Genomic DNA, 16,358 nt, shown 5'->3' on the forward strand with positions numbered 1-16,358 from the left:
GTTTAACTATGTCCACCACCACGCACCGTGCACCTAGCAGACCTTTAGAAAAGGTCATTGAGCAGGCTCTACAGGATGCTTGTGCCGCACATAACATCATGTACTTAAAGTTCACCTCAGGTGTCACCGGCGTGCCTGATCGCATCCTGCAGGGTGTTAACGCAGCGGGTCAACCGCTCACTGTCTATGTGGAGCTTAAGCGTCCAGGAACACACCCGCGTACTCGCCAAAAGGAGGTCATGAACAGACTCATGAGTCGCGGTGCATTAGTGTTTGTCGTCGATGCGAGAGACATCGACGTAACTCATTTCCGACACAGCTATCACACTGTGGAATCACTCTTAGAACTCACGTTTCTCAGCACTGAGATACCCGTTCCAGAGCGCTTTGAATTATTTAATGCAAACACAAAGGCGAATACCTATAGCGCTGTACCAGCGCTATAAAGAGGCAATTTTTTTATCAAGATCTTTACAATAATAACCACCCATGAGCAGGCTCAATGACTTCTCATGGGTGGTTATTTCATGCAAGGGCGTTGCGTGAAACACGCAACCGGGAGGGAGGGTGAAGTCTGGGATTCCTTGCGGGCATATGTCCACGGGGCTTGCTATGCTTCAAACGATTTCATTCAAGAAACTTAATTTATTAACAACTCATACAAGAAAAGGAGAGCTGGTCATCATGATCACTCGTCACGATGTTCCTTACATCATCGCACCACCGATTTATGCACTGGTGGCGAGCTTGGTGACCACGCCACCATGGTTTTATAGAACCACGTACACCATTGAGGATCTTGATTTTAAGATCAGCTGGGTCTACACCATCACCATCTACATCAGCCTCATGATCCTTATTATCGGGTTCTACCAGGCTAATATGCGCAAGGCGTGCCCCTATGAGGAAGATCCTTTGGTCGATATTTGGCACAAGGTGTGGAGCACTGCGCTCTTTGCCTTACCTGTCGTTTTATCCATCGCAGTGTACTCACTCATCACCCAACGCGGGTTTGACTGGTATGTCATGATTTTCATCCTCCCTGTGGGTTTGATGATTGCTTATGGATTCTTCAAGCCTTGTGATTGTGACAAGCACCGTTAAGGTATACTTGTGCAAGACTTTCCACACCGGCAGCCCAATAAGGGCTGCGCCTAACTTAACAACGACACATCGACAACCCCTCCCCGGTCACACGCCCAGGAGGGGTTCTTTTTCACCCTTTTTAAAATATACTTATATGTATTATTTCTCTCTTTTTGCAGCCTAGGAGTCCACTGCTATGACCTCAACAACTCAGCCCGCCACCACACCTAAACACAGCGCAGACACCACTTCTGAGCCCTGGGATGTGGTCATTGAAAACACCCTCGAACCATTCCAAAAGGTCGTTCGTCAATTTATGATCGACCGACCTTATTCAGGTATTTTCCTCAACATGGGTGGTGGAAAAACACTGACCACCCTGTCCGCATTGACCTATATCCAGCCGCCAGGACACATTCTGGTTGTCGCGCCCTTAAATATCTCTCGGCTCACCTGGCCTGAAGAAGTTCGCAAATGGAATATCCCTGTCAACGCGGTATCGCTGATCACCAATGAGCGCGGTACGAAACTCACTCGGGCCAAACGCCTCAAGCTCTACGAGGAGACAGCGACAACGCCACCAACGCTGTATTACATCACCATTAATCTGCTCGAAGATATTGTCAATTACTTTGGGGATAGGTGGCCTTTTTGGACAGTCATTATTGATGAGTCCCAGACAATCTCTGATGTATCCTCCAAGCGCACCAAAGCACTATTTTCTGTGCGACCTCATATCGGCAGGCTGATTCTGCTCACCGGAACGCCGAGTGCTAATAAGTTCGACGCCATTTATGCCCAAGTCGCGGTATTGGATTATGGTGCCAGCCTGGGTGAAAACATCGACGTTTTCCGTGCAAGATGGTGTGCACCAGACGTTATTACCGATAAACAGGTACGCCGCTGGAAACCGGCTAACAAACAGGCCGAGGCAGAGGTCTACCGCACTATTAGTCATCTTGTTATGTCTGCCGTTAACACAGACATCAAGCTGCCACCGCTGCATTTTGTCGATCATGAGGTACACATGAACGACGATGAGCACCGCGATTATGAACTCTTCAAAAAAGACGCCGTACTCGCAGCACTACTCGATATGGCTGAAGATAATGAAGTAGCACACGCAGACACACCGCCTCCATCAACCACACCAGCGCCGACACCAGCATCACCACAGCACTCCGCCCCCGCTATCCCAACCGGTCTACTTCAAGCCGTAGCACAATCCACCTCACCAAGTGGTCGCGCTATTGCCCCTGTGACCACCGCTGAACTTGACCATTTTGATGATCTGCCAGTACAGCGCCAAGAAGATCTTGGCGCCTTGGTTGTCATCTCTGCGGTCCACGCTGCAACCTTGCGTATGAAGTTACTGCAATATGCCGGTGGTGCTGTCTATGTCGATCCAGAAGATTCTGCTCAAGCTCAAGATCTGGACGCCAGCACTGCACGTGATGTTATCGACGCTACCAACGCCGCCATGACCACCATGACGTCCAGACCCACCATGATCGTGCATTTGCACAAAGTGCGTAAAGTCATTGAGATTTTGTGTAACCCTGCACTTGGTGGCGAGCCTGTGCACATCGACCAGGATGAGAACGGAAGGCAGTTGTACACGCCGACACCCACACTTGTTGCTTATCGCTTTATCTCTGATAAAGAGATTCTGCTTCATTATCTGGCGCAGGCCGGGGTTCAAGGTGTGGAGGTCTTTGATGGGTCGCCTGACATACTGCGCCGTTGGAATGCGGGGCGCATTCCGGTCTTACTTTTGCAGCCTGCGTCTGCTGGTCACGGCTTGAATTTCCAGCACGGTGGTCACCGCTTGATCTGGTACAACCTACCAGACAATAACGAGCACTATATGCAAGCGAATGCCCGCTTGCACCGTATTGGTCAAAAAGACCCCGTGACCATTCACCGCATTATTACTGCTGATACTTATGATGCGAATATGCCGGCGATTCTGGCCGGTAAAGCAAATAGACAGCAACGTCTCATCGACGCGGTGCGCCGTGACCCTGTATAAGACCGGCACGCTCATTCCGTTTTAGCTACTAAGCACCAATCACAACACTGCAAACACACCCCAATCAGCATGATCGCGCCGGTTGGGGTGTCGCGCTGCCACCATATAAGAAAGCACCAATCTCATGTCCCACACTGACAACAATTCCCAACACCCACCCATCCCCAAGGGTTTTTGGCAACAGATTGATCACCAGCTCGATCGCATCGTCGCGCAACGCCCCGAGACCTTCGACGCACTGCGTGAGACGTTGCTCGATCCCGCCTACACCGCGATTGTCCATGACCGAGATCGCTACGGCGTTGTTACCTATGACTCCAATTCAGCCTTTTTCTCAGGCTCTGGCGGAGACAACGGCCTGGCCGATGTGCTCATTAACTGTGATTGGCGCATGACTGACTACCGCGCTGCATACTACTTTGTCATGACACACAAATACACCAAAGAATCATTTACCTATATCGAAGGCGACGTGAAACGCGGCGATCTCATCGACAACGACAATTAGGGAGAAACCATCATGCCCCGTATCAACATGTATCTCGCAGGCCCCATGACCGGCTACCCCGAGTACAACTACCCCGCCTTTCATGCGGTAGCACAGCGTTTCCGTGCAGCTGGCTTTACCGTACTCTCCCCTGCCGAAGATGAATATGAAACGCAGCTGACGGCACCACTGCCTGAGAACGCCGAGCACAAATATGGCTACTACTTGCGCCTCGGTATCGAAAAGCTGCTCAAGGCTGATGTTGTCCATATGCTGAAAGGGTGGCAAAACAGCACTGGCGCTACCTTAGAGCACAACATTGCGCAGAAACTGGGCCTGTCGATCACCTATGAAGAGCCACCAACAACTCTCGTTGATACCTGAGATGAATTAAACCCCCGCTAAGACAATCTCAGCGGGGGTGATCATGAATGAGTGTGCTGCCCAGGGAGGAACCTCTAGTACCGTTCAACAATTCTCCACGTGGTTCTTATTCGAAAGGAATACCTTCTTCTTCGCAATACTCTTTGTACGCGTCGATAATTTCTTGTGGCACGATACCGCGTTGTCCTACCTGCATGTCGTTATCGAGTGCCCATAGGCGTGCTTTGCGATGCAATTCTGCATCTATGGAGCCACGGCGCACCTGTCGTGCGGATTCTTCACGGCCAATCTTGATGACTTCTTTAAGCGTGATCATATCGAGCTCTGTGTCAATGTCGTCGCCGTTAAGGTCAACCACATACTGCTTGCCGTTGTAGACCACACCAACAGAGACAACATTGGTGATGCGTTCGTGTGAAACGTCGGATGTGTATTCGACCGACTGAATAATCGCCATGTCCATAGTCCTAACCAATCATGTAATAAATGCAATAACTTAATGTCACATAATACTACATAATTTATTGTGTTTAGGTTATGTCAAAGTTATTGACATACTTTCTTAAAGCTCGTGATTGAACATCCAGCAGGGTTAAAAAAACTTCTTTAATCAAGTCTTTTCCTCACTAGTTGCCCTTATTCTCCATTAAATCACTAAATTATCTAATAATGCAATTCAATCGACCCTTATTGGTCAATTAAGTGTCAATTAAAGGGGTTTTCTTATGACTAATGAAAAGTAGCGTCGGTATCCACTTTTAATCTTTGCGCCAAAACCCGCAGTGAAACTAGTTAATAACCTAAATTACATTCACGACTCACCATTAAGACTAATAACAGCATGTCCTTTTGGTCGCTGCTCGCACACCGTAGGAGATCATTTCCGTCTACGGTGACGCACACATCCGACCATGCCAACGACTAGTAAAAGCACAGTCAATCCGCGGATACCACCAGCATAGGCACACGCCGGCAGTGATGCACCGCACTTGAGAAAAATAAATCATCTCAAGAAACAAACTAATACGTTATTATTGTATTTCAAATAGATAAAAGAAAGTGACTTTTAAAGTGCTTATTCGCCTTGCCGAGCATCAAGGTCGGCTCCATGTCCATAGCCCCTACTCAAAAGCTTTTACCACCCGCGCCCGAAAGCTCAACGGTCTCTGGTCACCCGAAACAAAGACCTGGCATTTCAGCCTCGATAAAGAACAACAAGTGCGACGTACGCTCAAGGATGTCTACGGTTGGGATGAACATGCGACCCCCGAACTGTGCACTGTACAGCTCACTGTGACCCCAGAAACAATCCTCAACAAACACACACTCACCATCGCCGGCGCAACAATACTTAGTCGTGTACGCAGAAATTACTCTGTGTGGCTAGGCGATAATGTCCGCATCATCAGCGGTAATTTCCCAGAAGCAGCAGGATCACCCCAGTACCCCCTCATCATGGGTGTGGGTGCTCAACCTGTTGTTATCCATGTGCAGAAATTCCCTGTAGATGCTGTTTCGACTATTCCCCCTCGATTTAATCCTATTGTTGTCACCGCGCCACCGAACATAGATATTGCAGCTCTTCGAGCTGAACGCGAGCGCCTAACTCACCGCATCAGCGAAATTGACAAGAAAATCGCAAGTGCTGTGCACCCAACCATCCAGACTGAGGCTGCCTAATAATGATGCAGACCCTTAAGCGGAAAATTCCGCTCATCTCATGTAATAGCCTCAAAGAAGTGCAGTTACTTTTTCTTAAAGGTCAGATGCACGCAGTCGGCTACAAGCTAGATACCGATCTTCGCAAGCTTACCAATACCGACGTACGGGATCTTATTAACGAACTCTTCGGCACCACTGTGACCAGCAAAGATGACCCGGTGGCAGATTATGCCACCACCGATCCTGAGTTCGCGGTCCTCGTTGAGTTGGTCTACCACGACTGCGCACGCCGCGCTGCCATGGGTCTATCCAGGGTGCAGCAGCTTATTTATAACAACGCTACCAAGTCAACCCACTACCGCAGTGTTGCTGCCAACCATCGCAAACACATCCGTGAGCTTCACGAACAAACACAACGAGATGGTATTCACCTCGACAACCTGTTGTCTCGTGCAGTGATCACCGATCTCAGCGTTGCCATGAACCGTGCTCGATTAGACAACATCGCTTCGTGGAAATCAGCCGGCGTGCAGCGCTATCTCAACCCCACCATCTCTTAAAAACCCACAACCAAGAAAGCAGCCAATCCATGACCACTGCATCACCACTCAAGCCCAAGAATTCCCTCAACGGCGCCCAGACAACCTTTGTGCACAACTGTATTACCGATGGTCCTACCGAGCTAAAAAACACCATTGATGCACGTGGCGGTATCGAGCAGCTCCGTGACAATGAAATTTCGCAGCTCCCTGACAAGCTGTGGTTCAATAGCGCAACTTCGACATCCAATGACGAATTCACCACCGATGATGCTCGACTAGCGCTGCTGTACAACATGGCGCTGAATAAGGCATTAGCGCATCGCAATGAGCTTGCCGCCCGCTGGTACGCCATTGTTAATCCGCAAACCTCACAGGAAGCCAGCCACAAGCGCATTGCGTCCTGGCATCTTACACAGTTACACGCCCTAGTCACCCTGTCCCGCACCCTAGGGATCATCATTCCTGGCGATGAGATCGACACTGTAGCACAGTCGATGGAAAAAGCCCGTCAAGCCGGCACTGAAAATTGGTCCACTGTCGCTATGCGCACCTACGTGATCAACCACAAGGCATCCAAATGACTCGCGATATTTTCCACGAGGCTGCAAAACTCATCGCGCACCTGGGGTGGAAAGACGCTTTTCCTGCGCTGCAGCGCACAGACCCAGCGCCAACACATGCCGTGCCGATCAGGGCTTTTGACCCCAAAGCAGGGGACATCATCACCGATGACAATCGAGACAGTGCTTATATCTATGACACCCTGGTCATCACCCAGCCCTATAAACACGAGTTACCGAATCAGAACACCCACCCGTACGAATGGGCTCTCAAACAAATTGCCACACTTGATCCAGCGTTCTCAATCAAGCTCGATCGCTCAGTGGCCGTCCCTGAAATTGGACTTTACGCCCGCACACTGCATGACCTTAATACTCAGCATCAGGACTTTTTGGCACAGCGTAATGCCATGCTGCTTGTTGTCGCACAATGCGGTGCTGATCCAAAAAATATCGCAGACGTACTTGGTGTGACCACCGACCAGATCTATCGGATTCTCAGTGCTACCCCGGCTGAATCCCCCGCCCACTTGGGTATTAGCCCTGCCACGACAATGGGTGATGTGGTCGAATTCATAAAAAAACGTCGCGCCACCATGCACCTGCGCAGCGTGGCTGTTCGCGCACTGCTTTTTCATGGTCTCACGCCAGCGGTTATCTCCCGACTCAGCGGCATGTCGCGAGCCGGTGTAATCAACGCAGCCAAGGCATTCCCCACCACCAACCACAACGATAAGAAAAGAAAGCAGCACTTCCATGTCTAATCTCGGCAACTACTACGCAGCACGACGTACCGTTATTGAGCAACTACGCAATGAAGGTCTTGACGCGAAACAGATCGCGGCACAATTGCAGCTCAGCCCCGATCTCATTAACGCAGATCTTGAGGCTCTAGAAAAAGAGAAGGGTGAAACCCAGAAAAAATATCAGCAGCGTGGTCTTTAGCCTTAATCGCCAACGCCACACTGAGCCAACCACCGCAATAGCCCAGCAACATGATGTCGCTGGGCTATTGCGCATTTCTACACACCCGCACCATGAAAGGAGATCCAATGATGACCCCTCAACCAATGGTCGCGCTCTTTACCCTCCACGCTAATCCCGTGCATGACCGCAAAGAACGCGCCACCACCATTACTGGCTCGCTAAGCTCCATCCGTCGCTGGCTGGTCTCGCAATCAGATCTTTATGGCTGGAATCTGGGCGATTTCTCAGCCTGGGGTCTTGATCGACGCGATCGTGACCCTTGTGAAATCATCCCTGAGCTTAATCAAGACACCCTACTCGCCTGTGCATCCCTGGTCTGGGATATTCCACTAGCTCATATTGCACTGCAGGCTGTGGTCCCCCAACCAGAAAATATCCCACTGATGAGAGCAGCGACGCTCTAAGCACAAAAAACAGCCATCAACACAACGTTGATGGCTGTTTTTTAACCCTCTACTACTACATTACTGTATCGCAGCAGCAAGTTCCTGCTCAGTAGGGATCGCCAATGGCGTACCCGCATAGATGAGGTCAGGATCAATCAGCTTGTTGCGATCAATGATCAACCCGACCGGCACACCACTGTCCTGAGAAATAGAGGACAAGGTTTCGCCATTCTCAATGACGTGCACAGTACCTGGGCGTGCGGGTCCTGCGACAGCATCGAGTGCTGATGCTGGGCCATCACCGTTGTCAGTAATGGTGACGGTGGGGTCGGTGGGAGCCGTTGGCTCTTGAGCACTGTCGTGCTCACGGGGTTCTTTGTGATCTGAGTCTGCGCCTTCGGCGGTGCCTGTGTTGCTGTCGGCGTCAGATGAAGAAGGATCGTGAACCTTCGTGACAATTTCCGTTTCTGTCACGACCTGGGTTTTTACCTCGTCCTGTGGCTCTACGACGGCCACTGTATTGACATCACCACCGCCTTGAGCGAGAAAGGTCACGCCTGATCCACCTGCAATAACAGCAGCAGCAATAAACGCACCTGCTGCCACACCTGGCACTCGATTCTTCGGCATTGCGCCTTTAACTGCCATGTTCGTTTGTCCTTTACCTTTACCCATTTAATGTTCCCTGGATACTACAAAATAAACTCTAGTATCTTATTAATTTCTGTTACTATTAACATATAGGTTTTTTTAAGTTTCGTCTACATAAACCTCCAACAGAAATCACCACTTCACTTCTCGAAAGGCTTTTTCTCTTATGACCTATCCAGCCACCCCTACCCCAGCTCAGTCAGCACAGCAGACTAAGCCAGCAAAACAGTACGCTGCAAACCGCCTTCAGGAGGGTTCACAGATCCTCGTTGATGGTCGCATCAGCTTCTCCCGCATTGCGAGCTTCATTACTGGCGACGAGCGCGATCAGCGCAATCAGGGACAGACCTTCCCTATTAACTTTGATTACACCTCTCTCGGGCTAAGCCATGCTGCCGTCCGGTTCAAGGACCCACAGGCAGCCACCTATGAGGAAATGTTCATTCATGAGCGCCTCTACACCTCCCCCACTAAGCCGGACAATGGGCTCAACTACAGCATCGACAATAAGTCCAACCGTCTCCCACAGGTCTGGGTACCGGCCCTGGATGAAGCGGGTAACCCCACTGGCGCCCATGAGCAGCTTGAAGGTCTTGAAGGTGAGCTTGATAACGGCCTCACGGCCACCATCCTGCTAGAGGTCTACAAGACCAGTCAGCCCAACCGTGGCATCCGACTTAATGCTGTTTTCCTGCATGAACCTGTGCGCTACTACGCACGTGGCTTCAACACCGATCATCTTGCAGCACTAGGCATCGTGCTCAATGGTTCACCTAAGGACTCTGTACAGCTAGTACCAAACAATGACGGCGTACAGCAATCCGCCAACACCGACGCTAATGGTCTCCCATTGCCAGGTCAGGGCTACGGCGCACCAGCACCACAGCAAGCTGCACCTCAGCCTCAGTACCAGCAGTCAGCTCCACAGGCACAACCTGCACCGGCACCAGTTGCGCAGTTCCAGCAGGCAGCGCCTCAGGCACCTGCTCAGCCAGCACAGCAGCAGTATCAGGCACCACTTCCTGCTGGCAATCCTCTTGCAGCAGGTCAGCCAGTTGCGCCACAGGCCGGTTCTGCATTTACCGATGCTCCGGGTGCTGTGCCACAGGCACCAGCAGTTCAGGCTGCTCCCGCTGTAGCTCAGGCGCCTGTCGCGCCAGTAGTTGATATGACCGAACCAGCATCCCCATGGGATCTTCCAGCTGCACCTAGTCAGCCAGCGCAGCCAGCTCAGGGCATCACCTACCCGGCATAACAACCAGCACAACCCTTAGACCCCAGACTCGCATTTTGCAGGGTTTGGGGTCTTTTTTCACCAGGGTCGAGGCGCGGTCTGTGTGCCCACCTCGACCCGTTTTTCGCCCACCACTTTTCGCCAACCTACCAACAACAAAGCCCAGGTCACTTATGGTCAACCCTCTTCACACGCTTGATAACTCACCGTTTGATCCGGTGGCACAGTTTCCTGCGTTTTATCACAACCCGCTTATCAATCACTTGGGCCGCCGTCGCGCCTGGACAATCTCAGACATCAACAAACGCCCCATCAATGTCCAACAGATGCTGACCACGGCCACCTACGGTAGCCCCGTTATTCATGGTGCCCGCATCGAAGACGCAGCAACCTCCCTGCTCACCCTGGATGAACTGCGTACACAGATTCCCACCGCTGCCAACAATGCGTTTTATCTCGATGCTGTCCAAGATGGCTGTCTTATTTTAGATATTGAAAAAACCTGTCCCCCCGAGGTCGCAGCCACACTACTCACGCTCTCCCCCACCGCCTTTTACACAGAGGTGTCCATGAGTGGTCGTGGCTATCACCTGGTTATGCCGATACCAGAGAATTTCGCAGCGTTTCCTGCCGTACACAACAAACCCAGTATCAAACACCCCAAGCGCTGGTTCGAAATTCTCACCTCACAGTGGATCACCTTCACCCGACAACCAATCCCAGAGCATGTTCTCCATCACAGTGAATCTGCTAACACAAGTGCTGTGCCATGGTTGAATGATCAACCACTTACATGGGAAAACGTCTTTGCAGACTTAGCTAAAACTGTTGCACCCAACTTAAAAACCGGTGCCGGACTTACCATCACACCCAATGCACTGATGCCACCAGATCTCAGCGATGCTGAGCGCATTCGCGACGATGAAGTCATCGACTCGACCTGTCGATTATTTGCCGAACATTACTCGAAAACACTTGCGGACTTCTATGATGATGCATCCCGGTTCGAGTTCAGCCAAATTGGTGTCATTATCAATCTACTGCTTCCCACTATGAGGATGCATCCCACCACGATCAGTCTCGACAAACCCATCAACTCCGATCACATCATCAGACTTCTGTTCGCTGTCGCTACTCGCATGATCACTCACCGCAGCAAACATGATGAGGAGCGATCTGGCGTGCCGTATCTGATGTATCAGGTTATTTCCTGCCTTGACATGCGAGAACACCCCGACAATGGTGACTACCGTTTCGTACCCTCCCGGCATAGTAAAAACCATTACACCCATAACCCCCCAAACAATATCGTCCACCAACAACCACAACCCCAGCTCAGCACAGCAGATTCACCACATCACTACCGCGCACTACCCCAAGAAAACACGGTGTCCGAACACAGTTTTAAAATCTACAACCCGCCAGCTGCACCCCCTCTAGGAGGTGAGAAATAGATTTATTATTGAAACACTTGTTCTAAACATAAAGAACGCGCTACCATTCATAGTCAGTGGGCACCGTACCCCATGACAACCAGTGGAAATTTAAGGAGCGCAGCGTTGCACATGTTGGGTAAACAAAATTATTCAACATCTATCCAGTCAAATGTTGACGTAGACACATTGCTAAGCACTCACGGAGTTTACATGCGTTTTTATATTTTTTAACAAGTTGTTATTGCGGGGTTATTAGTCTTCTTAAAGTATCGAGTTTTATTTACATAACTTGACCTGTAATCACACAATAAAGTACTAATTAATTACTACGGGGCGCTGCGGATTTAAAAGTCACTAAAATTAATTCTTTCCGTACCTGCCCACTCCTTTTTTCTTTCGATCACTGCCTATTCACCACTTGAACGGAGCATTATTCACCATGTTGAAATTCCGCATCATCTCCACGACCGTTACTAAATCTCAACTAACTCCGCGAAAAAATTGGAGCCACCCCAGCACCGCCCCCATAGTCACGGTAGTCACCGCACCAACACTGTGTTCCGCCGTCAAGGTGTGGAACGCAACCGAACGTATCCCCGCGCAAAAACTACTTTGCGTAGAAGAAATACACGTTCTTGGTAAATGCAACGATGCCATCATCGCTGAATCTTTAACCAAAAAAGATAATCCTCACGCACTCGCCCCCGACGACTTCGACCACATGGGTGATGTCTTTGGCTATGCCCAGAGCAACCCCACTATCTTTGATGATATTGTTGCGGCGCTGAATGGTGCTGGTTATGGTCTGCTGCCTGGTTTGGTCATTCACCCCATTGATGAACACACCGTTGGGCTCGTCTTTGATACTCATTTCGATACCGGGACTCATATCCTGGGAGAACGTGGCGTGTACTCCGACATCACTCACATGACTGACGATAAGTCTGCTCGTGGCTTCGATGCCGTTATCGCTATCGCACGAGCCATCATCCTCAAAGTTGAACAGATCATGTAGCAGCACATCATGACTCACTTAATTCACCACAAATACCCGCTCGTACCGGCATCACTACCCGTGTACGCGCAGAATCAGACTTGCTCTCCGCCCTCGATGAGCAAGTCTGTGTCATATCTACCCGCACTATTTTCTTGACTAAACGAAATGTGAAGCACACTCTCTTCTCCACACACATCGCATAAGAAAGAACACTCATTATGGCTAAAGAATTCGAATTCACCATCCCTGACCAACATAATCGCTTACCACTTATTTACCTGGTCGCAGCACGCACAATTACGAGTGCTCGCACACAGCTTCGCGCTGAGCTTGATCAGGATGACCCTGAACTACTCTCAAGCATCGACATTGATGCTCTCCCCTACGTCATCGTTGAATAAAGGCATTTCCCTTCCCCCCTGTGGTCTGACCTGTCAGGCAGTCGGGCTGGTTGATTTTTCTGGCGGTGGCTGCATGGTGCAGCGTCGGTGAAAAGACAACACAGCGAAGCTGTGTTCGGGGGATTATGTGAGATCGCACCGGCTCCTGTTGCGGTGCGGATCGCACATTGTTCTCTTGCGTCCTGGCTCAGATAGCTACTACCCAGGCGTATCTCTTGTGCTGAAACAACAGCGCAACACTCACTCTTCTCATTACTCAACAACTTACTTTTAAGGACTACACAACTTATGTCTCTCTACCTTGACGACACTTTGTCTCGCATCGTTGAACTTGATCTCAAAGACACCCGCATTGTGCCGTTTCTTGCTGGTGAACCAGGTATCGGTAAAACCTCATTCATCTACGGAATCGGTGAGCGTGCAGGCTACAAAGTCTTCAGTATCTCGGTGAACACCCTTGCCGATAAGGGCGACCTCACTGGTGCTCGCACCCTGCAGGACCCCACCGATGGCAAGTGGAAGCAAATGTTTTTCCCGCACGCGACCTTCGTTGAGGCAAATGACTACGCACTGGCAAACCCCAGTGAAACCGTCGTTATTCTTCTCGATGAGATTAACCGAACCGATTCAGATGTCACCTCTGCGTCCATGACTATCTCCACTGAGCGTCGCGTTGGCACCACTGATCTAGCACCTAATGTCCGCCTTGCTGTCACCGGCAACCTCACCGGTAATGTCACCCATCTTGACTCTGCATCGTTGACCAGGTTCTCCCTCTACGAAGTCAAGCCATCTGCAGAGACTTTTATGAAGATCATGGGCGACAACCTCAACAAATACATCCGTACTGTGCTGACTAAGTTCCCTGAGTACATCTTCATGAAGCCAACTACCGCTACCGCTCTCATTACCACTGATGATGACGATAATGATGATGCCAGTGCACAACAAATGATGGACTTCAACGCCGTGCTTGGATCTGATCAAGACATGGTTCAGTTTACCGCCCCTCGTACAATTGAGGGCTTATCTATCTGGCTCAACAATGCAGATGATGGCTTTCTTCGTCTACTACTCAAAGACACAGCTGACGGACATTCAAGGTCTACCTCCTTGCTACAGGTCGCACTTGAATCTCACACCGGCAATACGGCATTTACCGCAGAAATCCTCAGCGAAATGACTAATGACCTGCTCAGCGCAGCATCCCAGGCACCCTCTGGGCCGATCAAGCCGTTTGCCTACGACCGGCTCGCAGCGGCACCAAGCAACACTGTGCTTGAACAAGAGGTAGACACACTAAGCAACAATGATCGAGCCGAAGTTCTTATTTTTGCACTGCATGACTCAATTAATGCTGCCGCTCCAAATATCATCGCACATCTCGCGTCCAACGGTGTTCTTGATGAACTACCGATTGACAAGATCGGCAAAATTGCTTCACTCGGTTCTGTGCCAGCTGCCAATTATCACGCCTTGACCAGACAAGATACCACGCTAACTCGAAATCTCGGCCCCGGCATTTTGGCTGTCATCAAAGGATAATAACCCACCCTCGCTGAAGTAGTTATGCGTCTGCCCGCGTGGAGCAGACAAAAATTCAACATCCACGCACCTGTACCTCTCTTGACTCTCGTAGTAGAAAGCGATCCCCCCATGGTTACCTTCAGCGTCTCCAATCACGCACCACACACATTTAGCCCTTTTGATATTCAGCCACCTCTTACTGGTAACTCCACCACTGGCGAGCATGGTTACGAGTACACCGCAGTGCTAGAAAAACTAGCCACCAACCATCTATTCACCCCTATCAACCCACAGCATCCAGCCACTATCACAGTTACCGATAGCGGATCTACCATTGATCTCGATGCAGCAGCATTAGCACAGCATCTTGCTCTCGCTATTACGTCAGATTCATTGCTCGCGAATCATCAAGACCACAACCGTGACATGATGGATCTTCTCTCACAGCTCACGCATCATGTGGGGTTTGATCGTCGATTCATTGTGGATCAACTTTTTGTCTCCCAAGCCCTTAAAACTCACCGTTTACCAGCACCGGCGAACAACGTTATTTACACTGTCGCCAACGATGTCATCCCCTCTGCTAAAGACATCTTGTCCATCACCGCAAAGATGAACAATCCACTGACCGCTACCACACGTGCCCCAGTGACCACTGATGAGGTTCACGCAGCCTATGACGTGTTTTTTGCCTCTCTTGCATCAGTATTTTTCCCCTGCACTTATGGTGCAGTGTTCCTCAACAATGCCGAATTTATTAAATTTGTTGACTACCTCATTGCTGAGGCAACCACGTTGCACACTGCATCAATTATCTCCACCGACACCTTCAATCAGTTCCAATCAATGCGTAACATCACCATTGACGACCTCACTGCAGAGTTTCTATTGCGCAAAGATGAACATGACACAACTGATGATTATTCATTCCCTCGCACACTCATCTCGCTACTGCATTCCTGGGTATATCACAATCACAGTAACGCACAAACCAACAATAATGCACCGACCTGCACTTTGACTCCCTTTAGCGTGACCCAATGGATCATGCCAGAAACCATTGTCTTCATTAATGCTGAAGCACATGCTCACGCATCCTCCCAGGATATTGAAAAGAAGTGGAAGGAGATTAACGCGGCATTAACAGGATCTATCCGCATTATGTCGCCTAATGCTATTTCCAAGTTGCAATCTGCCCAACATCTCGGAGTGCAAGCTCAGATGCAGGCCCTGCGTGCTCGAAAAAATCATCAAACAGCACAAAAGCGAGCTGCACAAGAAAACGACTTCTCTCAAGCGCTCCCTTCTCCGCAAACCATCGTTCTCTCTGTCGCAGACGTTCTGAGCAAGCTAACTCATGTGCGTCAATCACAGAACCCGCAAAAGTATCAGAAAAAGACCCTGACCAGGGCTTCTCGCCGCCACCCAGACAATCCTAATGTCTCTGGCACCGTTAAAAGCAAACGCTTCTATCCTGATTTGCATGTCTATGTAGATACTTCGGGATCTATTAGTGAAGAAAGTTACCGCAACTCTGTGGTGCTGCTCATGCAGCTTGCCACCAAGCTAGACATCAACCTCTATTTCTCCACCTTCTCACATGTGCTCTCCCAAGAAATCCTACTACCTACTAAGGGTAAATCCGTACAGCAATTAACTGCTCTCATTTCGGCCATCCCCAAAGTCTCTGGCGGAACTGACTATCACCAAATTTGGGATTACATCCAAACCAACCCACAACGCCAAGAACGCATGAATCTCGTGCTCACCGACTTTGGTTTTATGCCTAATCGTGGATTAAACATCGACCACCCAAATTCGATGTTCTATGTTCCGATTCTGCCGGACTATGGCAGCTGGTCAATGGTGCGTAGAGATATGACTGACTTCGCTAACGCCATGGTTGATTTCGACCCCTATATCCATAGCCGACTACTTGGCGTACATGGAAAATAGCAACTGACCTATCTCGGGTCAGTGAATTCT

General features: G+C 50.0%; 19 protein-coding genes. 17 read left to right on the top strand and 2 right to left on the bottom strand.

From position 1 onward, the window contains the following. Positions 1-8: 8 nt before the first annotated feature. From N24_RS09345 to N24_RS09365, 5 genes are all read left to right on the top strand, one after another. Positions 9-446 (top strand): VRR-NUC domain-containing protein, encoded by a 438-nt coding sequence (locus N24_RS09345; RefSeq protein WP_096456356.1) that lies wholly within the window; start codon positions 9-11, stop codon positions 444-446. A 238-nt stretch (positions 447-684) separates the two neighbouring features. After that, positions 685-1,104: a hypothetical protein gene (locus N24_RS09350; protein WP_096456358.1), complete on the top strand. Its 420-nt coding sequence runs from the start codon at positions 685-687 to the stop codon at positions 1,102-1,104. 178 nt (positions 1,105-1,282) lie between these two features. Next, on the top strand, positions 1,283-3,118 hold the full coding sequence (locus N24_RS09355; RefSeq protein ID WP_096456361.1) for a DEAD/DEAH box helicase: 1,836 nt from the start codon (positions 1,283-1,285) through the stop codon (positions 3,116-3,118). A gap of 124 nt (positions 3,119-3,242) precedes the next feature. Next, positions 3,243-3,626, top strand: a complete 384-nt coding sequence (locus tag N24_RS09360; RefSeq protein WP_096456363.1) for a hypothetical protein — start codon at positions 3,243-3,245, stop codon at positions 3,624-3,626. A gap of 12 nt (positions 3,627-3,638) precedes the next feature. Next, entirely contained in the window at positions 3,639-3,989 is a 351-nt protein-coding gene (locus tag N24_RS09365; RefSeq protein ID WP_096456365.1) for a DUF4406 domain-containing protein, read from the top strand. Between the two features lie 106 nt (positions 3,990-4,095). Here N24_RS09365 and N24_RS09370 read toward each other — a convergent pair whose 3' ends face one another. Then, positions 4,096-4,446 carry a histone-like nucleoid-structuring protein Lsr2 gene (locus tag N24_RS09370; RefSeq protein WP_096456367.1) on the bottom strand — a complete coding sequence of 117 codons (351 nt, stop codon included), beginning with the start codon at positions 4,444-4,446 and terminating at the stop codon, positions 4,096-4,098. Between the two features lie 602 nt (positions 4,447-5,048). Here N24_RS09370 and N24_RS09375 point away from each other — a divergent pair. The 6 genes from N24_RS09375 (at position 5,049) to N24_RS09400 (ending at position 8,144) form a co-directional block, all read left to right on the top strand. After that, positions 5,049-5,669, top strand: a complete 621-nt coding sequence (locus tag N24_RS09375) for a hypothetical protein (RefSeq protein ID WP_231910954.1) — start codon at positions 5,049-5,051, stop codon at positions 5,667-5,669. 59 nt (positions 5,670-5,728) lie between these two features. After that, positions 5,729-6,211, top strand: a complete 483-nt coding sequence (locus N24_RS09380; RefSeq protein ID WP_231910956.1) for a hypothetical protein — start codon at positions 5,729-5,731, stop codon at positions 6,209-6,211. A 29-nt stretch (positions 6,212-6,240) separates the two neighbouring features. Further along, entirely contained in the window at positions 6,241-6,774 is a 534-nt protein-coding gene (locus N24_RS09385; protein WP_096456371.1) for a hypothetical protein, read from the top strand. Further along, a complete protein-coding gene (locus N24_RS09390) occupies positions 6,771-7,517 on the top strand; it encodes a hypothetical protein (protein WP_096456373.1) in 747 nt (248 codons plus the stop codon). Before N24_RS09385 ends, N24_RS09390 begins: the two co-directional genes overlap by 4 nt. Then, positions 7,510-7,698 (top strand): hypothetical protein, encoded by a 189-nt coding sequence (locus N24_RS09395; protein ID WP_096456375.1) that lies wholly within the window; start codon positions 7,510-7,512, stop codon positions 7,696-7,698. Before N24_RS09390 ends, N24_RS09395 begins: the two co-directional genes overlap by 8 nt. A gap of 107 nt (positions 7,699-7,805) precedes the next feature. Further along, positions 7,806-8,144 (top strand): hypothetical protein, encoded by a 339-nt coding sequence (locus N24_RS09400; protein ID WP_157736417.1) that lies wholly within the window; start codon positions 7,806-7,808, stop codon positions 8,142-8,144. Between the two features lie 60 nt (positions 8,145-8,204). On the opposite strand, the gene N24_RS09405 is transcribed toward N24_RS09400, so the two are convergent. Beyond that, entirely contained in the window at positions 8,205-8,774 is a 570-nt protein-coding gene (locus tag N24_RS09405) for a LysM peptidoglycan-binding domain-containing protein (protein WP_096456379.1), read from the bottom strand. Positions 8,775-8,943: 169 nt separating this feature from the next. Between N24_RS09405 and N24_RS09410 the strand changes: the two genes are divergently transcribed. The 6 genes from N24_RS09410 (at position 8,944) to N24_RS09435 (ending at position 16,328) form a co-directional block, all read left to right on the top strand. Beyond that, on the top strand, positions 8,944-10,032 hold the full coding sequence (locus tag N24_RS09410) for a hypothetical protein (protein ID WP_096456381.1): 1,089 nt from the start codon (positions 8,944-8,946) through the stop codon (positions 10,030-10,032). A 152-nt stretch (positions 10,033-10,184) separates the two neighbouring features. Further along, the gene (locus tag N24_RS09415) at positions 10,185-11,465 is read left to right on the top strand and encodes a hypothetical protein (protein ID WP_096456383.1); all 1,281 of its coding nucleotides are present in this window, start codon (positions 10,185-10,187) and stop codon (positions 11,463-11,465) included. Between the two features lie 421 nt (positions 11,466-11,886). After that, positions 11,887-12,462, top strand: a complete 576-nt coding sequence (locus N24_RS09420; protein WP_096456385.1) for a hypothetical protein — start codon at positions 11,887-11,889, stop codon at positions 12,460-12,462. 200 nt (positions 12,463-12,662) lie between these two features. After that, positions 12,663-12,845, top strand: coding sequence for a gyrase inhibitor Gip (gene gip, locus N24_RS09425; protein WP_096456387.1), 183 nt, complete (start codon positions 12,663-12,665; stop codon positions 12,843-12,845). 288 nt (positions 12,846-13,133) lie between these two features. Beyond that, on the top strand, positions 13,134-14,390 hold the full coding sequence (locus tag N24_RS09430) for an AAA family ATPase (RefSeq protein ID WP_096456389.1): 1,257 nt from the start codon (positions 13,134-13,136) through the stop codon (positions 14,388-14,390). Positions 14,391-14,501: 111 nt separating this feature from the next. Further along, entirely contained in the window at positions 14,502-16,328 is a 1,827-nt protein-coding gene (locus N24_RS09435) for a vWA domain-containing protein (protein WP_096456391.1), read from the top strand. Positions 16,329-16,358: the final 30 nt, after the last annotated feature.

Source organism: Corynebacterium suranareeae, from assembly GCF_002355155.1.
GTDB lineage: Bacteria > Actinomycetota > Actinomycetes > Mycobacteriales > Mycobacteriaceae > Corynebacterium > Corynebacterium suranareeae.

Coding starts and splice junctions, on each gene's coding strand:
- N24_RS09420 (WP_096456385.1), top strand. CDS start 11,887: ATGTTGAAATTCCGCATCATCTCCACGACCGTTACTAAATCTCAACTA.
- N24_RS09365 (WP_096456365.1), top strand. CDS start 3,639: ATGCCCCGTATCAACATGTATCTCGCAGGCCCCATGACCGGCTACCCC.
- N24_RS09355 (WP_096456361.1), top strand. CDS start 1,283: ATGACCTCAACAACTCAGCCCGCCACCACACCTAAACACAGCGCAGAC.
- N24_RS09435 (WP_096456391.1), top strand. CDS start 14,502: ATGGTTACCTTCAGCGTCTCCAATCACGCACCACACACATTTAGCCCT.
- gip (WP_096456387.1), top strand. CDS start 12,663: ATGGCTAAAGAATTCGAATTCACCATCCCTGACCAACATAATCGCTTA.
- N24_RS09370 (WP_096456367.1), bottom strand. CDS start 4,446: ATGGCGATTATTCAGTCGGTCGAATACACATCCGACGTTTCACACGAA.
- N24_RS09405 (WP_096456379.1), bottom strand. CDS start 8,774: ATGGCAGTTAAAGGCGCAATGCCGAAGAATCGAGTGCCAGGTGTGGCA.
- N24_RS09350 (WP_096456358.1), top strand. CDS start 685: ATGATCACTCGTCACGATGTTCCTTACATCATCGCACCACCGATTTAT.
- N24_RS09430 (WP_096456389.1), top strand. CDS start 13,134: ATGTCTCTCTACCTTGACGACACTTTGTCTCGCATCGTTGAACTTGAT.
- N24_RS09410 (WP_096456381.1), top strand. CDS start 8,944: ATGACCTATCCAGCCACCCCTACCCCAGCTCAGTCAGCACAGCAGACT.
- N24_RS09400 (WP_157736417.1), top strand. CDS start 7,806: ATGATGACCCCTCAACCAATGGTCGCGCTCTTTACCCTCCACGCTAAT.
- N24_RS09360 (WP_096456363.1), top strand. CDS start 3,243: ATGTCCCACACTGACAACAATTCCCAACACCCACCCATCCCCAAGGGT.
- N24_RS09390 (WP_096456373.1), top strand. CDS start 6,771: ATGACTCGCGATATTTTCCACGAGGCTGCAAAACTCATCGCGCACCTG.
- N24_RS09345 (WP_096456356.1), top strand. CDS start 9: ATGTCCACCACCACGCACCGTGCACCTAGCAGACCTTTAGAAAAGGTC.
- N24_RS09385 (WP_096456371.1), top strand. CDS start 6,241: ATGACCACTGCATCACCACTCAAGCCCAAGAATTCCCTCAACGGCGCC.
- N24_RS09395 (WP_096456375.1), top strand. CDS start 7,510: ATGTCTAATCTCGGCAACTACTACGCAGCACGACGTACCGTTATTGAG.
- N24_RS09415 (WP_096456383.1), top strand. CDS start 10,185: ATGGTCAACCCTCTTCACACGCTTGATAACTCACCGTTTGATCCGGTG.